This window comes from Erwinia persicina NBRC 102418, assembly GCF_001571305.1.
In the GTDB taxonomy this organism is placed as follows: domain Bacteria; phylum Pseudomonadota; class Gammaproteobacteria; order Enterobacterales; family Enterobacteriaceae; genus Erwinia; species Erwinia persicina.
Window position 1 is genome coordinate 134,027 of sequence record NZ_BCTN01000004.1, and the last position, 24,147, is coordinate 158,173.

Consider the following 24,147-nt stretch of genomic DNA (forward strand, 5'->3'; position numbering starts at 1 on the left):
AGAGTAGAATTTGTCCCTATGTTCCTACATTGCCCCGGGTGTTGCAATGCTTAGTGTTTCAGCGCGTGGAAGATTTTTTCCGCCAGTCCGTGCGAGATCCCCGGCACGCTGGCAATTTCATCCACCGAGGCATTCATCAGCGGTTGCAGGCCCCCCATGTACTTCAGCAGCATCTGACGACGTTTTGGGCCTATGCCTTCGATAGTTTCCAGCGCGCTGGTATTCTTCACTTTAGCCCGTTTATTACGATGGCCTGTAATTGCATGATTGTGAGAGTCGTCACGAATATGCTGGATAACATGCAGTGCCGGTGAGTCAGGCGGCAGGGAAAACCCCTCCCCTTCCGGTTCGAGGAACAGCGTTTCCAGTCCGGCCTTACGGTCGGTGCCTTTTGCTACACCCAGTAACAGAGGATGATGCTTATCCCAGGGAACATCCAGGCCGGCAAAAACCTCTTTCGCCTGTGACAGCTGGCCTTTGCCGCCGTCGATGAGGATCACGTCAGGAATTTTATTCTCTTCCAGCGCCTTGCCATAACGGCGGCGCAACACCTGGTTCATCGCCGCATAGTCATCGCCAGGGGTAATACCGGTGATATTGTAGCGGCGATATTCGCTGCGCAGTGGTCCGTTGGCATCAAACACCACACAGGAAGCCACTGTCTGCTCACCCATGGTATGGCTGATATCAAAACATTCCATACGGCGGATAGCCGGTAGCTTCAGCGTGTCGGCCAGCGCCGACAGGCGCTGGTGAATGGTAGAGTGCTGTGCCAGCCGGGTCACCAGCGCGGTAGCCGCATTGGTGCGCGCCAGCTTCAGGTAGCGGGCACGATCGCCACGCGGCTTGCTTTGGATGGCAATTCGCCGTCCGGCCAGCTCGGTCAGCGACTCCGCCAGCAGATCTTTTTCGGGCAGGGTGAAATCCAGAAGAATATCGGCGGGGAGTGTGCGCGCCTGGCTGCCCTGCAAATAGAACTGTCCGACAAATGTCTGTACCACTTCTGCCAGCTCAGTGCCGCCCGGCACCTTCGGGAAGTAGCTCCGGCTGCCCAGCACCTTGCCCTGACGAATAAAGAGAACGTGCAGACAGGCCATTCCGGAGTCGAAGGCCACGCCGATGACATCCAGATCGTCGCCCTGATTGGAGACAAACTGTTTTTCCGTCACGCGGCGTACGGCCTGGATCTGATCGCGCAGGCGGGCGGCCTCTTCAAAGCGCATCTCTTTGCTGGCCTGCTCCATGCGGCCAACCAGCTGGTTCAGCACCTGATCATCTTTGCCAGAAAGGAACAGTCTGACGTAGTCAATCTGGCGGGCATACTCTTCTTCGGACACCAGCCCCTTTACGCAAGGGCCAAGACAGCGACCAATCTGGTACTGGAGGCACGGACGCGAACGGTTGCGGTAGACACTATTTTCACACTGACGTACCGGGAAAACTTTCTGCAGCAGGGACAAGGTTTCCCGCACGGCATAGCCATTGGGGAAAGGCCCGAAATACTCGCCTTTGGCGTGTTTAGCGCCGCGGTGGCTGGCCAGACGCGGATGCGTGTCTGCGCTGAGGAAAATATAGGGATAGGACTTATCATCACGCAGCAGCACGTTATAACGAGGCTGGTAGAGCTTAATATAGTTATGTTCCAGCAGCAGCGCTTCGGTTTCCGTATGGGTAACCGTGACATCGATATGGCAGATCAGGGCCACCAGAGCCTCTGTCTTACGGCTGGCCAGGTTTCCACGAAAATAACTGGAAAGTCGTTTTTTAAGGTCTTTGGCTTTGCCAACGTAGATGACCGTCCCTCCAGCGTCATACATCCGGTAAACGCCCGGCTGGCTGGTGACGGTTTTCAGGAAATTCTTTGCATCAAACAGATCATTCACTACTGATTAACGACTCCGCGCTGAACAGGCCATGACGAATGGCCAAATGCGTTAACTCTACATCACCGCTAATATTCAGTTTGCTGAACATGCGATAGCGATAACTATTAACAGTTTTAGGGCTCAGGTTAAGCTGTTCGGAAATTTCCGTCACTTTCTGCCCCTTTGTTATCATCAGCATAATCTGCAATTCGCGTTCCGACAAACAGCTAAACGGCGATTCCGTCTTTTGCGGTTCAATCTGACTGAGTGCCATCTGCTGAGCAATATCAGAAGCGATATAGCGCTGTCCCGCGTTAACCGAACGAATTGCACTGATCACTTCCTGCGGTGCGGCACCTTTGCTGAGATAGCCAGAAGCGCCGGCCTGCATAACTTTCGCTGGCAGGGGATTTTCAGTGTGGATGGTTAACATAATAATTTTGCAGTCAGGCGTATAACGGATGATCTTGCGCGTCGCTTCAAGGCCGCCAATACCGGGCATATTCATATCCATCAGTACGACATCCGCACAGTGAGCGCGACACCATTTAACCGCCTCTTCGCCGCAGTTCGCCTCACCAACGACCTGGATCCCTTTAATATCTTCCAGGATACGACGAATACCTGCGCGAACCAGCTCGTGGTCATCAACAAGAAAAACGCTTATCAAACGATGCTCCCTAAGTGGCTAATGCAGGTGACGAAAGTGATATCGGCAGGCCAGTGATGTTACTACTTTTTGACAGCTGTTAGAATAGAAATAATAGGTAACTTTACCCGTATCCTTTATCAACTGATAGGGTAAAATATGAATAAAATTGCCCCGATTTGCTACCTAATGGTGGCGTCCGAAATAACGTCTTATGGCAATATATATTTACATAATGAGTAGAACTGGCAGCACAATATGAAAAAACCTGAGGCCATTCACTTCCCGCATTAGTAATACCCGTGCTGCCACCGCCTTACTTATAGTAAAAATACACTCTCTCCCTCACGCTCTGGCCAGCATTTTTGTGTTATGAAACAGACTTTTCTTAAGCCGAAACACCTGGCAGAACAGTGATTTCCTGATGGCGTGATATGATATACTTCTGACAACTTTTTAGTGATCGGTGCTTGCAACGCAAGCACTGTTTTTCAAAGACCAACGGGAGATATCATGAGTGAGATCGACTTTTCAACCAGCGAAGAAGCGCAGGCACTGGCCAACGAAGTGACCTGTATGAAAGCCCTGGTCACACTGATGCTGAAAGGAATGGGTCAGGCGGATGCAGGTAAAGTTATCATTAATCTGGAACGTTATATTGCCGGACTGGAAGACGAAAAACAGGCAGAAGTGTTCACCAACACGGTGAAGCAGATCAAACATGCTTATCGCCAGTAGCCACAGGCTGAGGTGATCCTGCGCAGTTAAAAAGGGCCATTGCATTTTTTGAGGTTTTAACACAACGTAGTGTTTTTAACTGACAGAAAAAAACAATGGCCTTACTTTTCAAAGCAGTATTAGGGGCGCTGATTGTGGTGCTGATTGGCATTCTGTCAAAAACGCGTCACTACTATCTCGCCGGATTGCTCCCGCTTTTTCCCACATTTGCTCTTATCGCTCATTATATCGTAGGCAGCGAACGGGGAATGGAAGCACTGCGCACCACCATTATCTTCGGCATGTGGGCGATCCTGCCCTATTTTATCTATCTGCTGAGTCTCTGGTATTTTATTACCATAATGCGGCTGCCACTGGCGCTGCTGGCAGCCGTATTATGTTGGAGCATGGCAGCGTGGGTGCTGATCGCGCTGTGGTCAAAATGGCAGGGTTAACGTTCCCGCGGCCCCCAACTCACTGAGACGCCCAATGTTGGCAGAACCTCTTCCGGTCTGAAACGGCGCGCACCATGGAATTTATTCGCAAGATTCTGCTGTTTTACCGGTATTTTGACGGCAAACAGATTATCTTCTGACTGAATTATTCCCGGTGTCAGCAGGTCATAATTGACCTGATGATGTTCAAACATCTGTTCAAGCATGGGCGTTGCTGCGCTGAAAAGATACTGGATGCCGGACTGCTCCGCCAACTGCACCGCATGCCATAAAATATTAAGCGGCAGCTCGGCATCAATTTCCAGGCGAGCAGAAAAGCGTGACATCTCCCAGACAACGTGACTGTCGATGCGGGGATGATCGCCGCCTGCCGCCAGTCGGCTGTTATCAGGATCCTGCCAGGCCATGAGCCGCGCACACCCACAAATCCCGTGCTGTGCTGTCCAGGCAATAAGCCAGATGACATCTGAACGATCGTAGCGGTCATACTCCTGACCCGGTGTGCTCAGGCGTGACGGAATCGACCATCCTTCGCCTCTGGCGAAGACGCTGTAACGGTAACTTCCTAATTCTGCCAACAACGAAGATGGCATGTCCTTCAGCTTGGTCTGGATAATCTTCATTTTTGATCCCCTGTCGCATTCCCTCGTGAGCGCCGCTCCTGACGGTTCGGGCAGGGTTGTTACCCTGGGCGCAGGGTAGACAACCAGTTAGTTATTCGAAACTACCAAATCTGGTAGTTGCAACTGCTATCAGATTAAACCGATTGCGGCTGCATAAGAGGCAACTTGCGTTTTGTTCGGTGCATTAAATCGTTTTTGCATGTTTTTTTGGTGAAAATTAACCGTATTCTCAGAAATTGAAAGGATGAGTGATATTTCAGCCGATGTTTTTCCCTCTGCAGTCCATTTAAGAATTTCAAGTTCTCTTTCACTTAATTCTAAGCTGGCGATCGACATCGAAATATCATTCACTTTGATGAGCGCTGCCATCGCCAGCTCCGAAATATACTGGAGTTTAAGTTCCATTTCCGTTGTTAATGCCATATTTTTAGATGGATCCGCCGAAGACAGCGATAATATTCCTATGGCTCTGTTTTTTGCCAGCACTGAGCAGGAAATGCCCTGATAAATACCGTGCTCCCTGGCCGCGTCAAAAACCTGCTGCCCGCTGTCCGCCGCATCGTCAGTCCACTGCCATACTACCCCTGGTGAGCCACATTTTTTCAACACCGGGTCTGACTGAGCAAAGTTTTCCTGCAAATAATATTCAACCCACTTCTGCGGGTAATTACAGTAAAAAAAAGTTTTCGGCCGGGTAAAAGGCACCGGATGTCGAATAAAAAGTGCATAAAAATCGAATTCCAGCTCGTTCGCCTGTTGTTCAATTATCCTGGTAATATGAGCAACATTGCTTCCTTTGCAAAAAGAAAATTGCATTTCGGAGCGCCAGCTGAAATAGCTTTCAGGTGTCATTAACGCCTCAACCGGGCAAGGCGGGTACACCTCGCCTGATTATCATTGTTATGGTGATTTCGGTCGCATACAAATGAATAAAACCGCAAAATATCTCATTGACTAGTCTGATACTTATTCCAGAAACACAATTTTTAACGTTTTCGGTCACTGACTGTGAAGTCAGAAAAGAATGAGCAAAATAAGCCTGGAAAAACGACACAGACTCTTCGCCCCATTAATTATCTTTGTGTTTCAGCACTGTCAACAAGATACATCGATTTAACACAACCCTCACCACACCCGCCTAGAATAGGATTTTTCCTATAAACATTCAATAATTTTGACTTAAATGTCCTTAGTAATACATATAATATTTCTTCACTATTACCCTACAAAACGCTGTTCAATCTGCACACCGGGGTGACATCGACAGCCGAAATGCACTGATACTAATAGAAAATGCCTGCGAATCTTTGCCGTTTGAGTTTCCTAGCATAGATTAATCTGCATGAATGAACATCAGACAACTCCACAATCTTTGCAAGGGATTGCGCTGGCTTTTCCTGCGTCCGTAGTCCCCTTTTCAACTGTCGGCGGAACAGCCTGGCTGGGCATCAACATGAGCAAAAGGCGCGGGCACACAGAAGCACATCTCATTGATGATATACAGGGCTGAACGCGGCCCTGATGTTATTATTTCGAACGTCAGGCTCCGGTTTTCTGCTCATTTTTTTCAGCAACGTCGTGAGAAACCCACGCGTTTTATTGATGCCATGATTGAACTCTTATATAGGGAGTACCGCGATCCTTTTCAACCCGGCAGGCAGGTACACAGGAAAGCGCCTTTATTCAGCAGCGCCCGGCGTCTCCTGGCGGGGATGTATTTTATTCAGTCCTGCATGACATTTTGCCAGGAAGAAAACGTGCGCAGCCAGCCCTCAACGGCAGAGGCCGAAGCTACGCATACCAAAATGGAAATGGTTAGCATGGGCCGCGTTATAATCCGGCCCCAGTGCGGTGCCAAACAGCGGGCAGCTGCTGGCAAAGACAGCGTGCAGCCAGCGGCCACGGTCGCTCTCTTCTGACCAGTGATTGAGCACGCTGATACGCCTGCCGTTTTGCAAACGAAACCCACTGATATCCCAGGCTTCCGCCGTGGCATGTTCACTTAACCTTCCCTGGGCGCGATGGTAAATATTCCGGCAGGCGAAGCTGCCGAAATGATCGATACGCACCAGCGGTGAGCCCAGTTCGCTGGCAGCGAGCGGTTTCAGCGTCTGTGTAACCATCATGGTGCTGCTGACGGCCAGCGCACAACTGCTGAGAAAGGAGCCGCTAAGCGTCACATCGCCAAAGCGCGTGATTCTGACCGGGTCGACGAGGGGGCACTGGCCACTCTGCGAACCCGGGCGGGTAAAACTGATGTAGCCTTTCGCCTGGGCCTGCTGCAGCACCGCCAGGCAGGCGTCAGGATCGGTGGCCAACTGCTTTAGCTTATAGCGCGTCACCAGCGTCGGCGCATCGGTCACGGACAGCGGCCTAAAGGGATCCCACTGCGGGGGTAATTCAGGCAGGATGACTTTTACCCCTCCCCAACAGAGCAGAAGCACGATCCCCAGCAAGATTAATCGCTTCATCTCCCCCTCCATTGATTAAACCAACAAGCGCAGCCGGGTTTTTAAGCAAGCAATGCACACTAAACGCAGTTTAGCTGCAATTTTGCTTTCTCAGCCCGTTTTTTACGTTAAGCTCTTGATCGTACTAACCTCAACAACATCAGACATCAGAAAAGCCATCAGAGCTTTCGTCTCATCAACACACGACAGGAAATCCGTAATGGTTGATCAATCAAAAGAGGCCGTTGCCTCCGCAGACGAGCCGGTATCGCTCCAGCGTAATTTGCATAATCGTCATATTCAGCTTATCGCCATCGGCGGGGCTATCGGTACGGGTCTGTTTATGGGATCTGGAAAAACCATTAGCCTCGCCGGACCGTCAATCATCTTCGTCTATATGATCATCGGTTTTATGCTGTTCTTCGTGATGCGGGCGATGGGTGAGCTACTGCTTTCCAATCTGGAATATAAATCGTTCAGCGACTTTGCGGCCGATCTACTGGGTCCCTGGGCAGGTTATTTCACCGGCTGGACCTACTGGTTCTGCTGGGTGGTCACCGGCATTGCCGACGTTGTTGCCATCAGCTCCTATTTTCAACTCTGGTTCCCGGACTTCTCGATATGGATGAGCGCCCTGCTCTGTATCGTCGTGTTCCTGACGCTGAACATCGCCACGGTAAAACTGTTCGGAGAGATGGAGTTCTGGTTCGCGATTATTAAAATCGTCGCCATCGTGGCGCTGATCGCCACTGGCATTGTGCTGGTAGCGATGCACTACCCTTCACCAGGTGGCGGTACGGCATCGCTCAGTAATATCTGGGATCACGGCGGCATGTTTCCGAAAGGGTTAAGCGGCTTCTTTGCTGGCTTCCAGATTGCGGTGTTTGCTTTTGTCGGCATTGAACTGGTGGGTACCGCCGCGGCGGAAACACATAATCCGAGAACCGTACTGCCGCGTGCGATTAATGCCATTCCACTGCGTATTATTATGTTTTACGTCCTGTCGCTGATGGTGATCATGGCTGTCACGCCGTGGGATCAGGTCGTAGCGGATCGCAGCCCGTTTGTTGAAATGTTCGTATTGATTGGTTTACCGGCAGCGGCCAGTATCGTTAACTTCGTGGTGCTGACATCAGCAGCCTCATCCGCCAACAGCGGTATCTTCTCCACCAGCCGTATGCTCTATGGCCTGGCGCAACAGGGCGTCGCGCATCGTCGCTTTGGTCTGCTATCACGCCGTGCGGTGCCGACTACGGGCCTGTTCTTCTCCTGCCTTTGTCTGTTGGGTGGCGTCGCGCTGATTTACCTGATCCCTAACGTGATGACCGTATTCACCCTGGTCACCACGGTATCAGCGATCCTGTTTATGTTTGTCTGGACGATTATTCTCTGTTCCTATCTTGCCTACCGTAAGAAGCATCCGGAACGTCATGGTGAGTCAGCCTATAAGATGCCGCTGGGCAAGTTTATGTGCTGGGTTTGTATGGCCTTCTTTGCCTTCGTGCTGGTGCTCTTAACGCTGGAGGAGGATACCCGTCAGGCACTGATGGTCACCCCACTGTGGTTTATCCTGCTGGCTGTGGGCTGGTTCCTGCGCAAACGTAAAACCGCCTAATCAAAACGGGTCAGATTCCCTCCTGGCCCGCATCGTTTTTTAAAAACGCGACCACAGCTTATGCAACGCCTGCCCTAACGGCGGGCGCTGTACACTGACTCTCTCCGGTTTAAACGGCCCGTTTTTTAACGGTTCCGGCCCCAGATCAAACGTAAAACTGTAATTCGGTTCTTCCCCCATCCTCAAATCAGTAATGGTAATATGCTCACCCACCCGCTTCATGGCATAAAAACCCCGGCTGAACCACGCCACGCGCTGCACATACCAGTTAGTGCTGAACTGCTGGTACAAAGCCCGACCATTATCGTGCTTCGTCAACGCCAGGGGGTGATCGGCATTGAGCAGGGAATAAAACCCCTCCTGATAATGATCGGCGGTCATCACCACGACACGCCACTGGAGTGTATTAAAGGCAGTGGGTGTCACCAGCAACCGCAACACGCGTTCTTCCCGCTGGGCCAGCTGTTGCTCAATCTGATGCGTCACCCACCCCTGCGCCACCATGCTCCACAGCAGATAGAGGCTACTCAGCCCCAGTCCCAGACTGTTCCAGCGGTAGCCACGGGTTTGTCGCCAAACGAGGGCGGCAATCACCCCGACCAACAGGGGCAGCGTATACAGAGGGTCGATAATAAACATACTGCCGATAGCAAAAGGCCTATCGGTAAAAGGCAGCGCTAGCTGGGTACCATATACGGTTGTCAGGTCAAGTAACGGATGGGTGATCAACGCCAGCCATACTGCCCCCCACCATCGGGGAAACATTTGTGGCTGACGGCACAGGCGCGACACCAGCCAGCCCAGAGCGGGGGAAACCAGCGTCAGCCAGAAGAGTGCATGACTCTCGGTCCGGTGCAGAGTCATATTACGGATGGCATCGCCATGATCAATAAAGACATCAAGGTCGGGGAGCGTGCCACACACGGCCCCGACGGTAACGGCCTGCCATACCGGAACCTTGCGTCCCATGACCGCGACGGCCACTGAGGCTCCAAGTAAAAGTTGTGAAACAGAATCCATCATCCTTTCCTGTGTGTCACTGGCGTTAGCGTACGCGGATACCTTCAATCACCATGCGCTGGACATTGTCGACCGTCTGGTTAAAGAAAGACTCATCGTTCAGGGTCTGTCCGGTGATCGCCTCCACCTGGGTAGCAAAATCCGCATAGTGCTGAGTGGTTGCCCACAGCATAAAAATAAGATGGTTCGGCTGCACAGCGGCCAGTTTGCCCTCCTGCACCCAGGTTTCGATCACCGTCGCCTTATCTTCAACCAGATGACGTAAATCGCCGGCAAGTTCAGCTTTCAGCAACGGAGCCCCCTGCAGCATCTCCATGCAAAACAGGCGTGAAGCCTGAGGATGATCGCGGGACACTTCCAGCTTCAGACGGATATAGTCACGTATCGCTTCAAGCGGATGCTGGTCATGGCGCAGAGCGCGCAGCGGAGCCAGCCAGACGTCCAGCAGGTCTTTCAGTACCGCGATATAGAGCTCTTCTTTTGAGGGGAAGTAATAAAGCAGATTGGTTTTGGACACATCAGCACGCTCAGCCACTTTATCCAGGCTGGTGCCGTGAATGCCAAACTGCGAAAAATATTCCAGGGCCGCAGAAAGAATAGCGGAACGCTTTGCTGCCACCGCACGCGAACGCCGCGTCGGGGTTTTAGCCGGTAATTTATCAGCTGACTTCACCGTGACTCCATGATCCATGTGGGGTGCGGGGATGATAACAAATCACCTGGCGCATACCTAATCACGCGCATGCACTTTTATTGACCATCCCTGCCTGCTTTCCGTGCACCTTTTTTACCAACTGGTCTGAAATGGACCCTTCAGTCCAGCCTGAATCAATAATAAAAAACCAACCTACTGTATTTATTGCATTTTTTAAAGTGGCACAGCGTTTGCAATCCAATCTGTAGCGCCGCTTCAATGGAAAGTGCGGGAAGCACGGCAGCGCCGGGGTTTGCACTTTCACTTACGCAGAGGATGACTTATGAAAATTGGTGTTTTTATCCCTATCGGTAACAACGGCTGGCTGATCTCCAACAATGCGCCGCAGTACATGCCGACCTTTGAACTCAACAAAGCCATCGTACAGAAAGCCGAGCACTATCATTTCGACTTCGCGCTGTCGATGATCAAGCTGCGTGGCTTCGGTGGCAAAACGGAGTTCTGGGATCATAACCTGGAATCCTTCACGCTGATGGCCGGGCTGGCCGCCGTCACCTCGCGCATTGAAATTTATGCGACGGCCGCCACCCTGACGCTGCCGCCAGCGATTGTAGCCCGCATGGCATCCACCATCGATTCCATCTCCGGCGGCCGCTTCGGCGTCAACCTGGTCACTGGCTGGCAGAAACCGGAATATGATCAGATGGGCCTGTGGCCCGGCGATGAATATTTCTCGCGTCGCTACGACTACCTCACTGAATACGTCAGCGTACTGCGCGATTTATGGGGCAACGGTAAATCCGACCTCAAAGGTGAATTCTTCACCATGAACGACTGCCGCCTCAGTCCGCAGCCACAGAAGCCGATGAAGGTGATCTGCGCCGGCCAGAGCGACGCGGGCATGGAATTTTCAGCAAAACACGCCGACTATAACTTCTGCTTTGGCAAGGGCGTGAATACCCCGACGGCATTCGCTCCGACAGCGGCACGCATGAAGACTGCGGCAGATGCGCAGGGGCGCGATGTCGGTTCCTATGTTCTGTTTATGATCATCGCTGATGAAACCGACGAGGCCGCACGGGCGAAATGGGAACACTACAAGGCAGGTGCCGATGAAGATGCTCTGTCGTGGCTGACCACACAGAGTCAACAGGATAAACGCTCCGGCAGTGATACCAACGTACGCCAGATGGCCGACCCGACGTCCGCCGTCAACATCAATATGGGCACTCTTGTCGGTTCTTATGCGAACGTTGCGCGCATGCTGGACGACGTGGCCACGGTGGAGGGGACGCAGGGCGTGCTGCTGACCTTTGATGACTTCCTGCAGGGTATTGAAAACTTTGGTGAGCGCATTCAGCCGCTGATGCAGTGTCGCGCAGGAATTATTGAAGCTGCGCGGGAGGTGGCGTAATGACTCATAAACCGGCCGTGGTCTGCTCTACCACCTCAACACATCACACCCTCACCCTGCCCGCTCGTCCGGAGGCCATTGTCTTCCCACCGGAACAGACGGCCCTGATTGTCGTTGACATGCAAAACGCCTATGCCACACCCGGTGGCTACCTTGATCTGGCCGGCTTTGACGTGTCGGCGACCCGCCCGGTGATCGATCGGATTAACGTGGCAGTGAACGCCGCACGCGCCGCCGGTATTCAGGTGATCTGGTTCCAGAATGGCTGGGACGATCAGTACGTTGAGGCGGGAGGCCCCGGCTCACCGAACTGGCATAAGTCAAATGCCCTGAAAACCATGCGCCAGAATCCGGAACTTCAGGGCACGCTGCTGGCAAAAGGCGGCTGGGACTATGAACTGGTGGATCAGCTAACGCCACAGCCGGGTGATATTGTGCTGCCAAAACCGCGCTATAGCGGCTTCTTCAATACCGCGCTGGACAGCATGTTACGTAGCCGGGGCATCCGGCATCTGGTCTTTACCGGAATTGCGACCAATGTCTGTGTCGAATCAACGCTGCGGGATGGCTTCTTCCTGGAGTATTTCGGCATTGTCCTGGAGGATGCGACTTACCAGGCTGGCCCGCAATTTGTCCAGCAGGCAGCGATATTCAATATCGAAACCTTCTTTGGCTGGGTCTCTGACGTCGCTAGCTTCTGTCACGCACTGCAAACCGAACACGCAGCCATCCCCCAGACAGCTTAACCCTGGCTGATTTAACGGAGAACAGTTATGCCAAAAACCATTATCACCCCGCCGGGCACGGGCATCCCGATTGCCCCCTTTGTTCCCGGCACGCTGGCGGACGGCGTGGTGTACGTGTCCGGTACCCTGCCATTCGATAAAGATAATAACGTGGTTCACGTCGGCGATGCTGCCGCGCAGACCCGTCACGTGCTGGAAACCATCAAAAGCGTCATTGAAACGGCAGGCGGCAAAATGGAAGACGTCACCTTCAATTCCATTTTTATTACCGACTGGCAGCACTACGCAGCGGTGAATGCGGTCTATGCCGACTATTTTCCGGGGGAAAAACCGGCCCGTTTCTGCATTCAGTGCGGTCTGGTGAAACCCGATGCGCTGATTGAAATTGCCAGCGTAGCCCATATCGGAAAATAAGGCGTTCACTATGCATATTGAGCTGTCAGGCCGGGAGGATCCCGGAGCAAGAACCGTCGTGCTAGCTGCCGGACTCGGTGGACTGGGAAGCTTCTGGCTGCCGCAGATGAATGAACTGCGCCGGGCGTTTCGCGTGGTGGTTTATGACCAACGCGGCACCGGCCGCAGCCCGGATGTCCTGCCGGAAGGCTACAGTATGCGGGACATGGCCGCTGAGCTGGCCTCACTGCTGGAACAGCACCATATTCATCAGTTCGATATTATTGGCCATGCGCTCGGTGGCATGATTGCCCTGCAACTGGCGCTGGACTATCCGCAACGCGTAACGCGACTGGTGCTGGTGAACAGCTGGCTAAAACTGGATGCCCATACACGTCGTTGCTTTCGCGTGCGGCAGGATCTGCTGATGAATGTCGGGGTTGAGGCATTTGTCCGCGCCCAGCCTCTGTTTCTCTACCCTGCAGACTGGCTGTCAGAAAATCAGGCACGCATTGAAGCGGAAGACACCCTGCACGCCGCGCACTTTCAGGGGATGGATAATCTCCTGAAGCGACTCCACGCGCTGATGGCCTGTGACTTCAGCGATCGTGCCGGCCACATCACCCAGCCGGTGCTGCTGCTCTGTTCTGGTGATGACCTGCTGGTGCCCTGGACTTGTTCTGAGCGGCTCCTGGCCGCGCTGCCTGATGCCACCCTTCACCGCATGAGCTGGGGTGGGCACGCCATGAGCGTCACCGACAGTGCCACATTTAACCCCCTACTGATGAGCTGGCTGCAGGGCAGCCGTCTCGTCGCCCACACCACTGACAGGGAGCCACTATGGCAGACGCGCTGAACACTTCCGCCCTCGACACGCTCTTTACTCAGGCGCGGACTTACAACGGCTGGCAGGATCGTACCGTGACTGACATGCAGCTGCAGGAGATTTATGACCTGGTGCGCATGGCACCTACATCAGCAAACTGCAGCCCGGCACGATTCTTTTTTGTCCGCAGCGCAGAGGCCAAAGCCCGTCTTAAGCCCACGCTTTCCAGCGGAAACCTTGAGAAAACCATGACGGCGCCGGTAACGGCGATCGTTGCCTGGGACCCGCAGTTTTACGACAGGCTGCCAGAACTGTTCCCCCATGCCGATGCACGCGCGTGGTTCACCAGCAGTCCTGCGCTGGCGGAAGAAACCGCTTTTCGCAACAGTTCCATGCAGGCGGCTTATCTCATTGCGGCCTGTCGCGCACTCGGGCTCGATACCGGCCCGCTGTCTGGCTTTGACCGGTCAGCGGTCGATGCTGCCTTTTTTGCCGGCCTCGGCTGGAAAAGCAATCTGTTAGTCAACATCGGCTACGGCGACCGGACGAAGGTATATACCCGCCTGCCACGCCTTAATTTTTCCACTGCCTGCGTGATTGAATAAGGAGCACCTATGACACTTGCCATCCCTCCTGCTACTCCGGTTAGTGGTGTAGAGAAACCGCTGTTCCGTGATGCCATGGCGCGCCTGGGGGCTGCCGTCAATATCATCACCACTGACGGCCCAGCCGGACGGGCCGGGTTTACCGCCTCGGCGGTATGCAGTGTGACCGACACGCCTCCCACCCTGCTGGTGTGCCTGAATCGTTCTGCATCAGTGTATGACATCTTCCTGGAAAACAGGCAGCTCTGTGTGAATACGCTGGCAGCCGGGCATGAAGCGTTATCCACACTGTTCGGGGGTAAAACCCCCATGGATCAACGTTTTGCCGCGGCCAGCTGGTCAACGCTGGCCACCGGTTCCCCGATATTAAGCGATGCGCTGGCGTCATTTGACTGTGTTGTCACTCAAGTGATGAGTGTAGGCACCCACGACATTCTGATCTGCGAAGCACAGGCACTGGTTTTCAACGACAGCAGTCATGGTCTGATTTGGTTCGATCGCAGTTACCATCCGTTAACCCAACGCAGTTTCTGATTTTTCATGTAGTGCTCACACTCTGGAGATATCGATGGCAACGTCCTGGTTCCCGAAATGGTCGAAAACGACGGCATCCGCAACAGGTATCGTCGCACCTGATGAAACACTGCCCGCAGGGCAAACGATCGTCATGGGCTTGCAGCATGCGGTAGCAATGTTTGGCGCTACGGTGCTGATGCCCCTGCTGATGGGCCTGGATCCGAACCTGTCGATCCTGATGTCGGGTGTGGGTACGCTGCTGTTCTTTCTGATCACAGGAGGACGCGTGCCAAGCTATCTGGGCTCCAGTGCAGCGTTTGTCGGGGTGGTGATTGCCGTCACCGGTTTTAACGGCCAGGGTCTGAACCCTCATCTCAGCGTCGCCCTCGGCGGAATTATCGCCTGCGGCCTGGTTTACACACTGATCGGTTTTGTGGTGATGAAAGCAGGTACGCGCTGGATTGAAAAGCTGATGCCGCCGGTAGTGACCGGTGCCGTCGTGATGGCCATTGGCCTCAATCTGGCCCCCATTGCCGTTCGTGGCGTCTCCGCCTCCATGTTCGACAGCTGGATGGCAGTGATGACGGTGCTGTGTATAGGCGTTGTGGCAGTGTTTACCCGGGGCATGGTGCAGCGCCTGCTGATCCTGGTCGGGCTGATTGCCGCCTGGGCCATTTATGCCCTGCTGACTAATGGCCTTGGTCTGGGTAAACCCGTTGATTTTAGCCTGCTGGCCAGCGTCCCCTGGTGGGGTATGCCGCAAATCACCTCCCCCACCTTCAGTAGCCAGGCGATGGTGATGATTGCTCCGGTCGCAGTGATTCTGGTCGCGGAAAATCTGGGGCACATTAAAGCGGTTGCCGGTATGACCGGGCGCAGTCTCGACCCGTATATGGGCCGGGCGTTTGTCGGTGACGGAGTGGCGACCATGCTCTCCGGCAGCGTAGGCGGTAGCGGCGTCACCACATACGCGGAGAATATCGGCGTGATGGCGGTGACCAAAGTCTATTCTACGCTGGTGTTTGTCGCAGCGGCGGTCATTGCCATGGTGCTGGGCTTCTCGCCGAAGTTTGGTGCATTAATTCACACCATTCCCGGCCCGGTCATTGGCGGGGCCTCGATTGTCGTTTTCGGCCTGATTGCAGTCGCCGGGGCGCGCATCTGGGTTCAGAACCATGTCGATCTTAGCCTGAATGGAAACCTGATTATGGTGGCCGTTACGCTGGTGCTGGGTGCAGGGGATTTTGCGCTGAAAATCGGTAGCTTCACCCTCGGCGGGATTGGTACGGCGACCTTCGGCGCGATTTTACTCAATATGCTGCTCAGCTATAAACGCATCAGGCCATTAACCGAACAGAGCCCGGTACGTGAGAATAGCTGAACTGTTTTGTGTCAGGGGCCGGCCAGGCCCCTGCATCTAGGCCTGAGAAGACTTTTCCGCCGCCGTTTTTTTCCGCTTCAGCTTCATTTCACTGATCAGCACCCCCACGACGATCAGCGCCCCGCCAAGCAGGGCGATAGCAGGCAGCCTTTCCCCGGCGATACGGCCGACGATACCCGCCCACACGGGTTCACCCGCATAAATCACCGTTGCGCGCGTCGGTGAAACGCTGCGTTGCGCCCAGTTCATTGTCACCTGAATGAGTGCGCTGGCCATCCCGAGGCCCACGGCGCTGTAGAGCAGATAGGGGCTGAACGACGGCACCGTCTCACCGTTAGGGGCCATCATGATAAAACCAAATACTGACGCCGCCGCCAGCTGGATCACCGTGACACGCTGGACATTGACTTTCCCGGCGCTGGCCCCAATCAGAATAATTTCCGCCGCAATCGCCAGCGTGCTCAGCAGGGTGGCGATTTCGCCTGCGTTGAGCGCCAGCTCACCACTTTCCGGGCCAGCCAGCAGCAGCAGGCCGCCGAATGCCAGCACGATCCCGACCCATGACATCAGACCCGGCATCCGGCCAAGGAAAACCCACTGTAAAATGGGCACCAGCGGCACATACAGCGCCGTAATAAACGCCGATTTACTGCTGGAAATGGTTTGCATGCCGTAGGTCTGCAGCCCGTAGCCGAGGCCAATCGCCAGCCCTATCAGCGTACCGGCTTTGATCTCGTACCAGGTCACGCCGCGCAACACGCGCCAGGAGATGACGCCCAGCAGCAGCGCAGCGGTGGCAAAGCGTACACCGATAAAAAAGAAGGGCCCACTGACGGTCATGGCATGATGGACGGCCAGGAAGGTCCCGCCCCAGACCATCGTAATGAAGATCAGCACCCCCTCCTGGGGATTCACTGCAAACTTATAACGTGAGAAAAAACCTGACATCAGAGCACTCTGCTGAAAATTTGGCGTCAGTGTGCTGGGTTAGCTGCGGAGGGTCAAGCGCTGTGAGTGGGTTCAGTCTGCACCGCCGGAAAACCCGGCGGTGGGCAGCCTGCCGGGTTATTCCCCGTCTTCCGTTTTACCTTTACTGCCACGACTGTTTCGGCCGCCTTTTTCCCCGGCGACGGAGGCGCGCTTAGGGTCATTTTTAAAATTCCCCCCGCTGACCTTCCCGCCTTTGCGCCCCGCTTCTGATGCTCTTTGACGGTCTTCAGCGAAATTTCCAGATCCACCACGATGTTCTGCCATTTCCTACCTCCGAATAGTTAAGACATCATTCTGCATGGTGCCCGTTCACGCGGTGATGAACCGGGCACGATGGCAGCACACGCTGCCGTCTGCCACCTGATTAAGCGTAGTGTATCCCGCAGGGGATGTGCTCTTGCAGCCCGATCCCTGTGCAGAGGAGAGAGGAACATGCTGATTTTACCGCTTAATTTTTATTAATGGATTGTGGCAAAAAATGGGGTAACTGGTGATTTCTCAGGCAAATGCCGCGCTCACCACGGACAGTTCCCTCCCACTCTTCTATACTGATAAATCACTTAAATAACGGACGACATCAACCCCAGGAGAGCATTATGGCGACACAACAATCGAAAGCGCATCACGTTGGCGAATGGGCCAGTCTTCGCAACACCTCCCCCGAAATTGCCGAAGCCATTTTTGAGGTCGCAGACTACGACGAGCGACTGGCTGAAGAGATCTGGGTGCAGCAGGGGAGTGACGAGGTGCTGTTACGTGCCTTTGAAAAAACCGATGCCGATGTCCTGACATGGGACAATAAGGTGGTTGAACGTAAGAACGTCTGACACAACGGCGGGCAGCAAGGCCCGCCCTGTAATTCAGCCCGGTGAGACTCGTCCGAGAACCGAAACGCCCCGCATTCTGTCGACTACCCTTAGTATCGGGTTAACAGATGACAGCCAGAACCCGGCTGATTACTGACACTATCTAAAGGAGGCATCATGCCGTACCAGACGATTAATCCCGCAAGTAATAAGCTGATCAAATCCTGGCCAGACCACAGCGACAGCCAGATTGAACAGGCACTGGCCACGGCTGACGCACTGTATCACTCTGAGTGGTCAAAGGGGGCCATGCAGCCCCGTCTGCAGGTGCTGAAAAAGCTGGCAGACCTGATTGACAGCCGTGTTGACGAACTGGCTGAAGCCGCCAGCGTTGAGATGGGCAAACTCATTGAACAGAGCCGGGGTGAAGTGCAGCTGTGCGCTCAGATCGCCCGCTACTATGCCGAAAACGCAGAGCGTTTTCTTGCACCAACCCCCTACCCCACAGAGCTGGGCGAGGCGTGGGTTGAGAATCACCCCATTGGTGTACTGGTTGCCGTTGAGCCGTGGAATTTCCCTTTCTACCAGCTGATGCGCGTACTGGCACCGAACCTCGCCGCCGGTAATCCGGTTCTGGCGAAGCATGCGCAGAACGTTCCGCACTGCGCCACCCTGTTTGAATCACTGGTGACGGAAGCCGGGGCTCCTCAGGGGGCATGGACAAATCTCTTTGCCAGTAATGATCAGGTCGCCACACTGATTGCCGATGACCGTGTGCAGGGGGCGGCATTGACCGGCTCCGAACGTGCGGGCAGCGCCGTTGCACAGCAGGCGGGCAAATACCTGAAAAAAACCACCCTTGAGCTGGGCGGTAATGACGTGTTTGTGGTGCTGGACGACTGCGACCTGGATAAAGCCGTTAAAGCAGGTGCAGGGGCGCGTCTGAGTAACTGCGGTCAGGTCTGTACGGCCGCCAAGCGTTTCCTCGTTCACGAAAAAGTGGCCGATCGCTTTATCGAAAAAATGACCGAAACGTTCAAAGCCGCAAAAATCGGTGACCCGCTGGATGCCAGCACCACCCTTGGCCCGCTGTCGTCGGCAGAGGCACGTGACAGCCTGCACAAACAGGTTGAGCAGGCGAAGGAGAAAGGCGCGAAAGTGCTGTTGGGCGGCGCGCCGGTTCCGGGCGACGGCTGTTTCTATCAGCCAACCATCCTGACCGGGATCACGCGCGATAATCCTGCCTACTTCGAGGAGTTCTTTGGCCCCGTTGCACAGATCTACATCGTGAAAGACGATGATGAAGTGGTGAAACTGGCCAACGATTCGCACTATGGGCTGGGCGGTGCGGTCTTTACTCGTGATATCAACCGCGGTAAAGCCCTGGCTTCACGTATTGAAACCGGAATGGTGTATATCAATTCCGCGACCAATACGGCCGCAGAACTGCCGTTCGGCGGTGTGAAACGTTCAGGCTACGGCCGTGAGCTTTCGGATCTGGGCATCAAAGAGTTCGTGAACCAGAAGCTGGTGGTGGTCAGTAAGGATTAAGCGCATGGCGGGTAGCCCCGGGGATCGCCCGGTGGCTTAACGTGCTGACAAAAAAAGGGGTGACCGGTTAACCGGTCACCCCTTTTTCGATTTGAATGCAGAACCGCCATCAACGGCGGCCCCGATCCCTTAGTTTGTCGCAGGCTGCGCCGCCGGTTTGGCCGGTGCCGCACTGCCAGCGGCGGCCTTATCGGCCTTCGCTTTCTCTGCACTGGCTTTCTCTGCGGCGGCTTTATCCTTTGCCTCCTGCTCAGCCGCGGCCTTATCCGCTGCCGCTTTATCCTTCGCTGCTTTATCGGCTGCAGCCTTATCGGCGGCGGCTTTCTCGGCAGAAGCTTTTGCCTGAGCGGCTTTGTCCGCTGCGGCCTGGTCTGCGGCGGCTTTATCAGCCAGCGTTTTATTGACAACCGCTTTTTCGTCAGCGGGTTTCGCTGCCGGTGTGGCTGCGGCCGCTGGTGCCTGCTCTGCCACCTGCAGTGGCGTACCCTGCAGGGACTTATTCAGCACCTGCGTGAACTGATCCCATGAACAGAAACCGTTAGCATCGGTCGGGCAGCCGGCCATTTGCAGCGTTACACGCTTTGGTGGGTTGTCCAGCGACAGCACTTCCGCATCACGCAGCTGGCTTGAAGTCTGATAGACATATTCAACCTTAACCAGTTCGCGATCGTTTTTCTTGTCGTGCCAGCGCTGGAACTGGATCATACCGCCAATCGGCGTCTGCTCATTTTGTCCCGGCAGATCGTAAGGTTTGAAATCCAGCGCCGTCAGCAGCGAAGCGATATTCGAATCATGCCCCACCATCAGTGTCACTTTCGGCGCGCTGGCTTTATCCTGATCGACGAGCAGGCTTCGGATATAATCCACCAATGGCGCCGCGACCTCACGGGCTACGACCGGAGAAGTAAACAGCGTGTCCTGATAACCGTTTTTAATCGCCGCCAGCTCTTTCCACTGTTCAGGGGTTTTAATTTGTCCCCAGGCGACCTGTTCCATCGGGAACCCTTCGTAATACTGCAGCGTAAAAGCATCGACCAGCGAATTACCGACTTTTAACGGGCCGGAGACGTTTGGCTCTTTGCCATTATCAGCACTGAATTTGTTCTGGTTAGAGCTCAGGTCACACTGTTTTTTGCCATCACAGGCTGGCGAATTTTTATAATCAATGATTTTTTCCAGACGCTGGAAAGCCGGTTTCAACGCCAGCTTTTCGCCTTCGCCGTTGATGGCGGTCAGCGCCTGTTTATTGAAGTCTTCGCTGTCGTTGGTGATCACCGGATTAAAGACCGGATCCATGGTGCCCATCTCGTCCTGGTGAGAAACGGCGATATCACAGCCGGGGAATGCGCCCGTGATAAAGAACTGCGCGGTCGCCACCGTCCGTTGCAGGCTGTTGGCGTAGGCATAGATGTCATCCGGTGCCGGACACTCTCCGTCTTTTACCAGCCCCTGCTGTGCCAGCCATTCACGGGTATAACGGCCCATGTAAACTTCCAGTACGCCCCCTTTGGTGGTCAACTGCCCGCCGGGTACGTCCCACTTAGGCCAGGCCTTTTTAGTCGCCTGTGCCAGTACGCTGCCATTGTCAGCTAACGGAGCACGCAGGTTATGGCGGCTCATCATCAGGACTTGCTCAAGCTGATAATCACCATCAGCGGCCCAGGCAGGAACCCCGGAAAGTGCGGAGCAAACGGCCAGCGCACAGAGACTAAACTTTTTGATCATATGTATATTCCATTGATTCAAGGGGTGAACGTACCGGGCATAGTATGCAGCGCAAGAGCGTGCCGTGCATCAACGCTGACTCACCACAACCCCACTCAGAGTGCAACGTCAGCGCATTGCCTGACGTCAGAACAGGCAGTCAATCATTCATGAGAATATAGCAGACTCTGACCCCGACGGTTTAGTGGCTTCAGGCGATTGAAAAGAAACAAGATGTTTTTAGGAATGCTCTAATCACCCGTTCTGCCAGAAAATAGCAGGAAAGGAGCGAAAACTGAAGGATAAGAATGATAATCGTCCTGCCTTTCACCGGCGTTATAAATACTCCACCGTAAATAACACCTGCGCCTGAAAGCGCCCGGTGCTGACCACCGGCGAACGTGCTTTCAGCACCGTCGTAAAATGGAGCTGATTATCCCCTTCATTAAGCCGCTGCCAGGCCACGGGCTGATTATTACGTACCGGTTGACCGTTTCGATCGCGCAGTTCAATGCCCACCGTCGTGTTCCCCTCCCCCACAGAAAACAGCCCGTCCGCATATGATGTCCCCTGAAAAATCACCCGTACCTGGTTCTTCTGCAATGTGTGGCACCGGGCCAGCGCCAGATAAAATTCCCTCACTGGTGACGGATGGCCGTTTTGCAACGCCGCAGAACTGATATCACCGAAATTGACCTCAATGCTCCCGGCACCCGGCGCCAGAGAACAGGGAGCATCCACGACCACGCCGGACAGGGTTATTTTTCCGTAACCGTTCTCTGCCGCCTGGCTGCTTAACGCCAGCACGAATAGCCCTGCGAAGATAGCCGCGTACTTCATGATCTCTCCCTGTCCGAAGGTGACGAATAAAATAACCAGTGATAAAGCTCCAGATTCTTTTGCATTCCCAGCTTGAGCATGACCGAACGTTTGTAGGTGCTGATGGTTTTTGGGTGCAGCGCCATACTGCTGGCAATCTGATGCGGCGTTAAGTGAACGCGCATATGTGCGATAAACGTTTTTTCCTGCGGTGTCAGGCGGTCTTCTTTGAGTGATCGCGGATCGATAACCGTGATCAGACTGTCCTTCTCCGGGATCAACTGCTGCAACACGCTGGCGAGGCGTGCCAGTGGCAGCCGCCGATGGAGATGTGTTACCGGGTAGCCCTGCAGACTTTCTGGCAGCGTTCGAAAGCCCCGTTCACCGGAGTCATGAACCACCAGCAGCTGGCTTTTTGTGGTTAATCGCCGCGCATACTGTTGCGAGGCACAAAGCGAGACGGCGTCCATTCCGGTCATCAGAAGATCAATTTTTTTCACCTGTCGGACAGACAGCCTGATGATGACCTGAGAATAGTGAGATTGCAGAAAACGCAGGACGCCATCCGCAAAATAGCGGTCGTGGTCAAACATCATCAGCGTCAGACTGCGGGGATCAGACATCGTATTTTCCTTAATCCGGGAGAATGATACGCGCTTACAGCAGGCTCATAACCAGCACCGCTGTGGCGCTGAAAGGCCCTGTGGCGACGTCTTCGCGATTCGACCTCACCAGAGCGAAGGTGAAATCGTCCCCCCCGATCCCATTGATGATCTGGCTGTTAATACTCTCGAAGGGACGTATTCGTTTTCCCTGATGGTAAATTTCCACCCCCAGGTCAGGGTTAGTGGTTTTAATGGCATTAGCGGAAAAAGAGCTGGCCTCTGCAGAGAGCGTCATTTTTATTGCCCAACTGCGGGTGTCTTTACACTGATAGGGAATATGCACGTCACGGCGAAACGGCGTGACGCTGGCACTCTGGGCGATTTCATTGCGTGCGACATAACCAAAGTCCACATTGATATCCTGCCCCTGATTAATCGCGCAGGTGCCAGACGTGTAGTACGCATCATTCGCAGCGATGACGCGCCAGTTTGCGGTAAAAACGCCCCCGGCTGGCGTACTCCATTTATATAGCTGCATACTGGCCACGACCGTGCCGGCCTTGATCAGTACGCCTCGCCCCGGGTTATCTTTTAGCTGATAAAAGGCTTTCAGTTGTAGATCGTGCCAGCCACCATCGCGAAGCGTATACACCGTTATTGCCGGACCGATCGGATTCAGGTAGCGCTGGCCGTTAACCTCAACACCGCTGTTAAAAGAGGCATCCAGCGCCGTGTTATAGGTTCCCGCATTCAGCCGCATATAATCGACGTAAATGGAGGGGTCCGTATTCCGGCAGGTGAAATACTGCGCCAGGTCGAACACCACCACGTCGCCAATCATAATTTCCGGTGACAGATTGACCGTGACGTCAATATTGCGCTGACCAACGGCGTCGAAGGCTTTACCGTCACGCTTATCAATACAGGAAAAAGCCAGTGCTTTCGCGGGCAGCAGCAGGACAACCAGCCAGAACAGCAGCCGTCTCATGGCTGTTCAGCGGCCGCACAGACCGCTCCCCGACAGTGGAAGGCCAGCGTTGAGCGTCCGCCGAAGTCATTGACATATTGCAGCATCGGTTCATCCCCCAGTGCGGCTGCACTTCCCCCGAGCGTGGCGTTGCTGAATGGTGCCACCATCACCGGCTCAAAACCGCTTATCGTCTCTTCTGCCTGATGCCGTCGGGCATCAATAAGGGTAATGAAGTAGCCGGTCGGGTTGTACACCTGGTAGTGGTCGCCTTTCCGCGCCAGCGTCACCTGCTGCTGGATCAGGGTCGTGAGCTCATTGGATGAACGCTGTAACGTCGCAGGCCGGTAAAATAATTTTATTTTGGTCTGCAGCGCAATTTGCAGCGTATTGGGCTGGTCAGATCGCGGCGGAATTTCCCGCAGATTAAAATAAAACAGTGATTCTCTGTCCTGAGCCAGTAAATTCACCGGCGGCAAGGACTGAATTTTTATCTGACTTTTGTCACCGGCTTCAATTCGCTGCACCGGCGGCAAAACAGTGAAAGGGGAATTTATCTTTCTGCCCTGTTGATCTTCAATCCACCCCTGGGCCAGATAGGGCAGTTGATGACTTTCATTCGCTATCGTCAGACTGACGGACGGAGTTTTCGCCTCCACAATAATGCGCGTACGATCGAGTGAAACAGCCGCCGTAGCGGATAACGAGCAAAGGACAACAATGGCCGCCGTGGAAAACGTCACTGCCGCTGAGATGGAGATAAGTTTCATGATTT

At 54.2% G+C, this 24,147-nt stretch carries 26 protein-coding genes; 12 read left to right on the plus strand and 14 right to left on the minus strand.

Annotated elements, in window-relative coordinates:
- Positions 1-50: 50 nt before the first annotated feature.
- A complete protein-coding gene (gene uvrC, locus EPE01S_RS06525; RefSeq protein WP_062743795.1) occupies positions 51-1,883 on the minus strand; it encodes an excinuclease ABC subunit UvrC in 1,833 nt (610 codons plus the stop codon).
- Entirely contained in the window at positions 1,876-2,535 is a 660-nt protein-coding gene (uvrY, locus tag EPE01S_RS06530) for a UvrY/SirA/GacA family response regulator transcription factor (protein ID WP_062743796.1), read from the minus strand. The genes uvrC and uvrY overlap by 8 nt, the downstream gene beginning before the upstream one ends.
- A 492-nt stretch (positions 2,536-3,027) precedes the next feature.
- Between uvrY and EPE01S_RS06535 the strand changes: the two genes are divergently transcribed.
- Both EPE01S_RS06535 and EPE01S_RS06540 read left to right on the plus strand, forming a co-directional pair.
- Complete coding sequence (locus EPE01S_RS06535; protein ID WP_062743797.1) at positions 3,028-3,252, plus strand: DUF2594 family protein; 225 nt, start codon at positions 3,028-3,030, stop codon at positions 3,250-3,252.
- A 95-nt stretch (positions 3,253-3,347) separates the two neighbouring features.
- Positions 3,348-3,686 carry a GlpM family protein gene (locus EPE01S_RS06540; RefSeq protein ID WP_062743798.1) on the plus strand — a complete coding sequence of 113 codons (339 nt, stop codon included), beginning with the start codon at positions 3,348-3,350 and terminating at the stop codon, positions 3,684-3,686.
- On the opposite strand, the gene EPE01S_RS06545 is transcribed toward EPE01S_RS06540, so the two are convergent.
- The 3 genes from EPE01S_RS06545 to EPE01S_RS06555 form a co-directional block, all read right to left on the minus strand.
- A complete protein-coding gene (locus EPE01S_RS06545; protein ID WP_062743799.1) occupies positions 3,683-4,309 on the minus strand; it encodes an acyl-homoserine-lactone synthase in 627 nt (208 codons plus the stop codon). The genes EPE01S_RS06540 and EPE01S_RS06545 overlap by 4 nt on opposite strands.
- Before the next feature lie 129 nt (positions 4,310-4,438).
- Positions 4,439-5,161, minus strand: a complete 723-nt coding sequence (locus tag EPE01S_RS06550) for an autoinducer binding domain-containing protein (protein WP_062743800.1) — start codon at positions 5,159-5,161, stop codon at positions 4,439-4,441.
- Between the two features lie 920 nt (positions 5,162-6,081).
- On the minus strand, positions 6,082-6,780 hold the full coding sequence (locus EPE01S_RS06555) for an extensin-like domain-containing protein (protein WP_062743801.1): 699 nt from the start codon (positions 6,778-6,780) through the stop codon (positions 6,082-6,084).
- 199 nt (positions 6,781-6,979) lie between these two features.
- On the opposite strand from EPE01S_RS06555, the gene cycA reads away from it, so the two are divergent.
- Entirely contained in the window at positions 6,980-8,374 is a 1,395-nt protein-coding gene (gene cycA, locus EPE01S_RS06560; RefSeq protein ID WP_062743802.1) for a D-serine/D-alanine/glycine transporter, read from the plus strand.
- Between the two features lie 39 nt (positions 8,375-8,413).
- On the opposite strand, the gene EPE01S_RS06565 is transcribed toward cycA, so the two are convergent.
- On the minus strand, positions 8,414-9,394 hold the full coding sequence (locus EPE01S_RS06565; protein WP_062743803.1) for a metal-dependent hydrolase: 981 nt from the start codon (positions 9,392-9,394) through the stop codon (positions 8,414-8,416).
- A 25-nt stretch (positions 9,395-9,419) separates the two neighbouring features.
- Complete coding sequence (gene rutR / locus EPE01S_RS06570) at positions 9,420-10,085, minus strand: HTH-type transcriptional regulator RutR (protein WP_062743804.1); 666 nt, start codon at positions 10,083-10,085, stop codon at positions 9,420-9,422.
- 286 nt (positions 10,086-10,371) lie between these two features.
- On the opposite strand from rutR, the gene rutA reads away from it, so the two are divergent.
- From rutA to rutG, 7 genes are read left to right on the plus strand one after another with little or no spacing between them, the layout of a single operon-like run.
- Entirely contained in the window at positions 10,372-11,463 is a 1,092-nt protein-coding gene (gene rutA, locus EPE01S_RS06575) for a pyrimidine utilization protein A (RefSeq protein WP_062743805.1), read from the plus strand.
- Positions 11,463-12,209, plus strand: a complete 747-nt coding sequence (gene rutB, locus EPE01S_RS06580) for a pyrimidine utilization protein B (RefSeq protein WP_062743806.1) — start codon at positions 11,463-11,465, stop codon at positions 12,207-12,209. The genes rutA and rutB overlap by 1 nt, the downstream gene beginning before the upstream one ends.
- A 27-nt stretch (positions 12,210-12,236) precedes the next feature.
- The gene (rutC, locus tag EPE01S_RS06585; RefSeq protein ID WP_062743807.1) at positions 12,237-12,623 is read left to right on the plus strand and encodes a pyrimidine utilization protein C; all 387 of its coding nucleotides are present in this window, start codon (positions 12,237-12,239) and stop codon (positions 12,621-12,623) included.
- A gap of 10 nt (positions 12,624-12,633) precedes the next feature.
- The gene (gene rutD / locus EPE01S_RS06590; protein ID WP_062743808.1) at positions 12,634-13,458 is read left to right on the plus strand and encodes a pyrimidine utilization protein D; all 825 of its coding nucleotides are present in this window, start codon (positions 12,634-12,636) and stop codon (positions 13,456-13,458) included.
- The gene (locus tag EPE01S_RS06595) at positions 13,443-14,033 is read left to right on the plus strand and encodes a malonic semialdehyde reductase (protein WP_062743809.1); all 591 of its coding nucleotides are present in this window, start codon (positions 13,443-13,445) and stop codon (positions 14,031-14,033) included. The genes rutD and EPE01S_RS06595 overlap by 16 nt, the downstream gene beginning before the upstream one ends.
- 9 nt (positions 14,034-14,042) lie before the next feature.
- Positions 14,043-14,567 (plus strand): NADH-dependent FMN reductase RutF, encoded by a 525-nt coding sequence (rutF, locus tag EPE01S_RS06600; protein ID WP_062743810.1) that lies wholly within the window; start codon positions 14,043-14,045, stop codon positions 14,565-14,567.
- Positions 14,568-14,601: 34 nt separating this feature from the next.
- The gene (gene rutG / locus EPE01S_RS06605) at positions 14,602-15,930 is read left to right on the plus strand and encodes a pyrimidine utilization transport protein G (RefSeq protein ID WP_062743811.1); all 1,329 of its coding nucleotides are present in this window, start codon (positions 14,602-14,604) and stop codon (positions 15,928-15,930) included.
- A 36-nt stretch (positions 15,931-15,966) separates the two neighbouring features.
- On the opposite strand, the gene EPE01S_RS06610 is transcribed toward rutG, so the two are convergent.
- Both EPE01S_RS06610 and EPE01S_RS06615 read right to left on the minus strand, forming a co-directional pair.
- The gene (locus tag EPE01S_RS06610) at positions 15,967-16,878 is read right to left on the minus strand and encodes a DMT family transporter (RefSeq protein ID WP_062743812.1); all 912 of its coding nucleotides are present in this window, start codon (positions 16,876-16,878) and stop codon (positions 15,967-15,969) included.
- Positions 16,879-16,995: 117 nt separating this feature from the next.
- Positions 16,996-17,184, minus strand: coding sequence for a con-10 family general stress protein (locus EPE01S_RS06615; RefSeq protein ID WP_062743813.1), 189 nt, complete (start codon positions 17,182-17,184; stop codon positions 16,996-16,998).
- Between the two features lie 332 nt (positions 17,185-17,516).
- Between EPE01S_RS06615 and EPE01S_RS06620 the strand changes: the two genes are divergently transcribed.
- On the plus strand, positions 17,517-17,747 hold the full coding sequence (locus tag EPE01S_RS06620) for a YccJ family protein (RefSeq protein ID WP_062743814.1): 231 nt from the start codon (positions 17,517-17,519) through the stop codon (positions 17,745-17,747).
- A gap of 156 nt (positions 17,748-17,903) precedes the next feature.
- Complete coding sequence (locus EPE01S_RS06625; protein ID WP_062743815.1) at positions 17,904-19,277, plus strand: NAD-dependent succinate-semialdehyde dehydrogenase; 1,374 nt, start codon at positions 17,904-17,906, stop codon at positions 19,275-19,277.
- Positions 19,278-19,406: 129 nt separating this feature from the next.
- On the opposite strand, the gene agp is transcribed toward EPE01S_RS06625, so the two are convergent.
- From agp to EPE01S_RS06650, 5 genes are all read right to left on the minus strand, one after another.
- Positions 19,407-21,002, minus strand: a complete 1,596-nt coding sequence (gene agp, locus EPE01S_RS06630) for a bifunctional glucose-1-phosphatase/inositol phosphatase (protein WP_062743816.1) — start codon at positions 21,000-21,002, stop codon at positions 19,407-19,409.
- Positions 21,003-21,317: 315 nt separating this feature from the next.
- Positions 21,318-21,821, minus strand: a complete 504-nt coding sequence (locus tag EPE01S_RS06635) for a fimbrial protein (protein WP_062743817.1) — start codon at positions 21,819-21,821, stop codon at positions 21,318-21,320.
- Positions 21,818-22,423, minus strand: coding sequence for a helix-turn-helix transcriptional regulator (locus EPE01S_RS06640; protein ID WP_062743818.1), 606 nt, complete (start codon positions 22,421-22,423; stop codon positions 21,818-21,820). Before EPE01S_RS06640 ends, EPE01S_RS06635 begins: the two co-directional genes overlap by 4 nt.
- Before the next feature lie 34 nt (positions 22,424-22,457).
- The gene (locus EPE01S_RS06645; protein WP_062743819.1) at positions 22,458-23,393 is read right to left on the minus strand and encodes a fimbrial protein; all 936 of its coding nucleotides are present in this window, start codon (positions 23,391-23,393) and stop codon (positions 22,458-22,460) included.
- Positions 23,390-24,142, minus strand: a complete 753-nt coding sequence (locus EPE01S_RS06650) for a fimbria/pilus periplasmic chaperone (RefSeq protein WP_157075997.1) — start codon at positions 24,140-24,142, stop codon at positions 23,390-23,392. The genes EPE01S_RS06645 and EPE01S_RS06650 overlap by 4 nt, the downstream gene beginning before the upstream one ends.
- Positions 24,143-24,147 lie beyond the last annotated feature (5 nt).

Excerpts from the sequence above, each read along its gene's own strand:
- EPE01S_RS06535 (WP_062743797.1), top strand. The coding sequence starts at position 3,028 with ATGAGTGAGATCGACTTTTCAACCAGCGAAGAAGCGCAGGCACTGGCC.
- EPE01S_RS06540 (WP_062743798.1), top strand. The coding sequence starts at position 3,348 with ATGGCCTTACTTTTCAAAGCAGTATTAGGGGCGCTGATTGTGGTGCTG.
- EPE01S_RS06545 (WP_062743799.1), bottom strand. The coding sequence starts at position 4,309 with ATGAAGATTATCCAGACCAAGCTGAAGGACATGCCATCTTCGTTGTTG.
- EPE01S_RS06550 (WP_062743800.1), bottom strand. The coding sequence starts at position 5,161 with ATGACACCTGAAAGCTATTTCAGCTGGCGCTCCGAAATGCAATTTTCT.
- EPE01S_RS06555 (WP_062743801.1), bottom strand. The coding sequence starts at position 6,780 with ATGAAGCGATTAATCTTGCTGGGGATCGTGCTTCTGCTCTGTTGGGGA.
- cycA (WP_062743802.1), top strand. The coding sequence starts at position 6,980 with ATGGTTGATCAATCAAAAGAGGCCGTTGCCTCCGCAGACGAGCCGGTA.
- EPE01S_RS06565 (WP_062743803.1), bottom strand. The coding sequence starts at position 9,394 with ATGGATTCTGTTTCACAACTTTTACTTGGAGCCTCAGTGGCCGTCGCG.
- rutR (WP_062743804.1), bottom strand. The coding sequence starts at position 10,085 with ATGGATCATGGAGTCACGGTGAAGTCAGCTGATAAATTACCGGCTAAA.
- rutA (WP_062743805.1), top strand. The coding sequence starts at position 10,372 with ATGAAAATTGGTGTTTTTATCCCTATCGGTAACAACGGCTGGCTGATC.
- rutB (WP_062743806.1), top strand. The coding sequence starts at position 11,463 with ATGACTCATAAACCGGCCGTGGTCTGCTCTACCACCTCAACACATCAC.
- rutC (WP_062743807.1), top strand. The coding sequence starts at position 12,237 with ATGCCAAAAACCATTATCACCCCGCCGGGCACGGGCATCCCGATTGCC.
- rutD (WP_062743808.1), top strand. The coding sequence starts at position 12,634 with ATGCATATTGAGCTGTCAGGCCGGGAGGATCCCGGAGCAAGAACCGTC.
- EPE01S_RS06595 (WP_062743809.1), top strand. The coding sequence starts at position 13,443 with ATGGCAGACGCGCTGAACACTTCCGCCCTCGACACGCTCTTTACTCAG.
- rutF (WP_062743810.1), top strand. The coding sequence starts at position 14,043 with ATGACACTTGCCATCCCTCCTGCTACTCCGGTTAGTGGTGTAGAGAAA.
- rutG (WP_062743811.1), top strand. The coding sequence starts at position 14,602 with ATGGCAACGTCCTGGTTCCCGAAATGGTCGAAAACGACGGCATCCGCA.
- EPE01S_RS06610 (WP_062743812.1), bottom strand. The coding sequence starts at position 16,878 with ATGTCAGGTTTTTTCTCACGTTATAAGTTTGCAGTGAATCCCCAGGAG.
- EPE01S_RS06615 (WP_062743813.1), bottom strand. The coding sequence starts at position 17,184 with ATGGCAGAACATCGTGGTGGATCTGGAAATTTCGCTGAAGACCGTCAA.
- EPE01S_RS06620 (WP_062743814.1), top strand. The coding sequence starts at position 17,517 with ATGGCGACACAACAATCGAAAGCGCATCACGTTGGCGAATGGGCCAGT.
- EPE01S_RS06625 (WP_062743815.1), top strand. The coding sequence starts at position 17,904 with ATGCCGTACCAGACGATTAATCCCGCAAGTAATAAGCTGATCAAATCC.
- agp (WP_062743816.1), bottom strand. The coding sequence starts at position 21,002 with ATGATCAAAAAGTTTAGTCTCTGTGCGCTGGCCGTTTGCTCCGCACTT.
- EPE01S_RS06635 (WP_062743817.1), bottom strand. The coding sequence starts at position 21,821 with ATGAAGTACGCGGCTATCTTCGCAGGGCTATTCGTGCTGGCGTTAAGC.
- EPE01S_RS06640 (WP_062743818.1), bottom strand. The coding sequence starts at position 22,423 with ATGTCTGATCCCCGCAGTCTGACGCTGATGATGTTTGACCACGACCGC.
- EPE01S_RS06645 (WP_062743819.1), bottom strand. The coding sequence starts at position 23,393 with ATGAGACGGCTGCTGTTCTGGCTGGTTGTCCTGCTGCTGCCCGCGAAA.
- EPE01S_RS06650 (WP_157075997.1), bottom strand. The coding sequence starts at position 24,142 with ATGAAACTTATCTCCATCTCAGCGGCAGTGACGTTTTCCACGGCGGCC.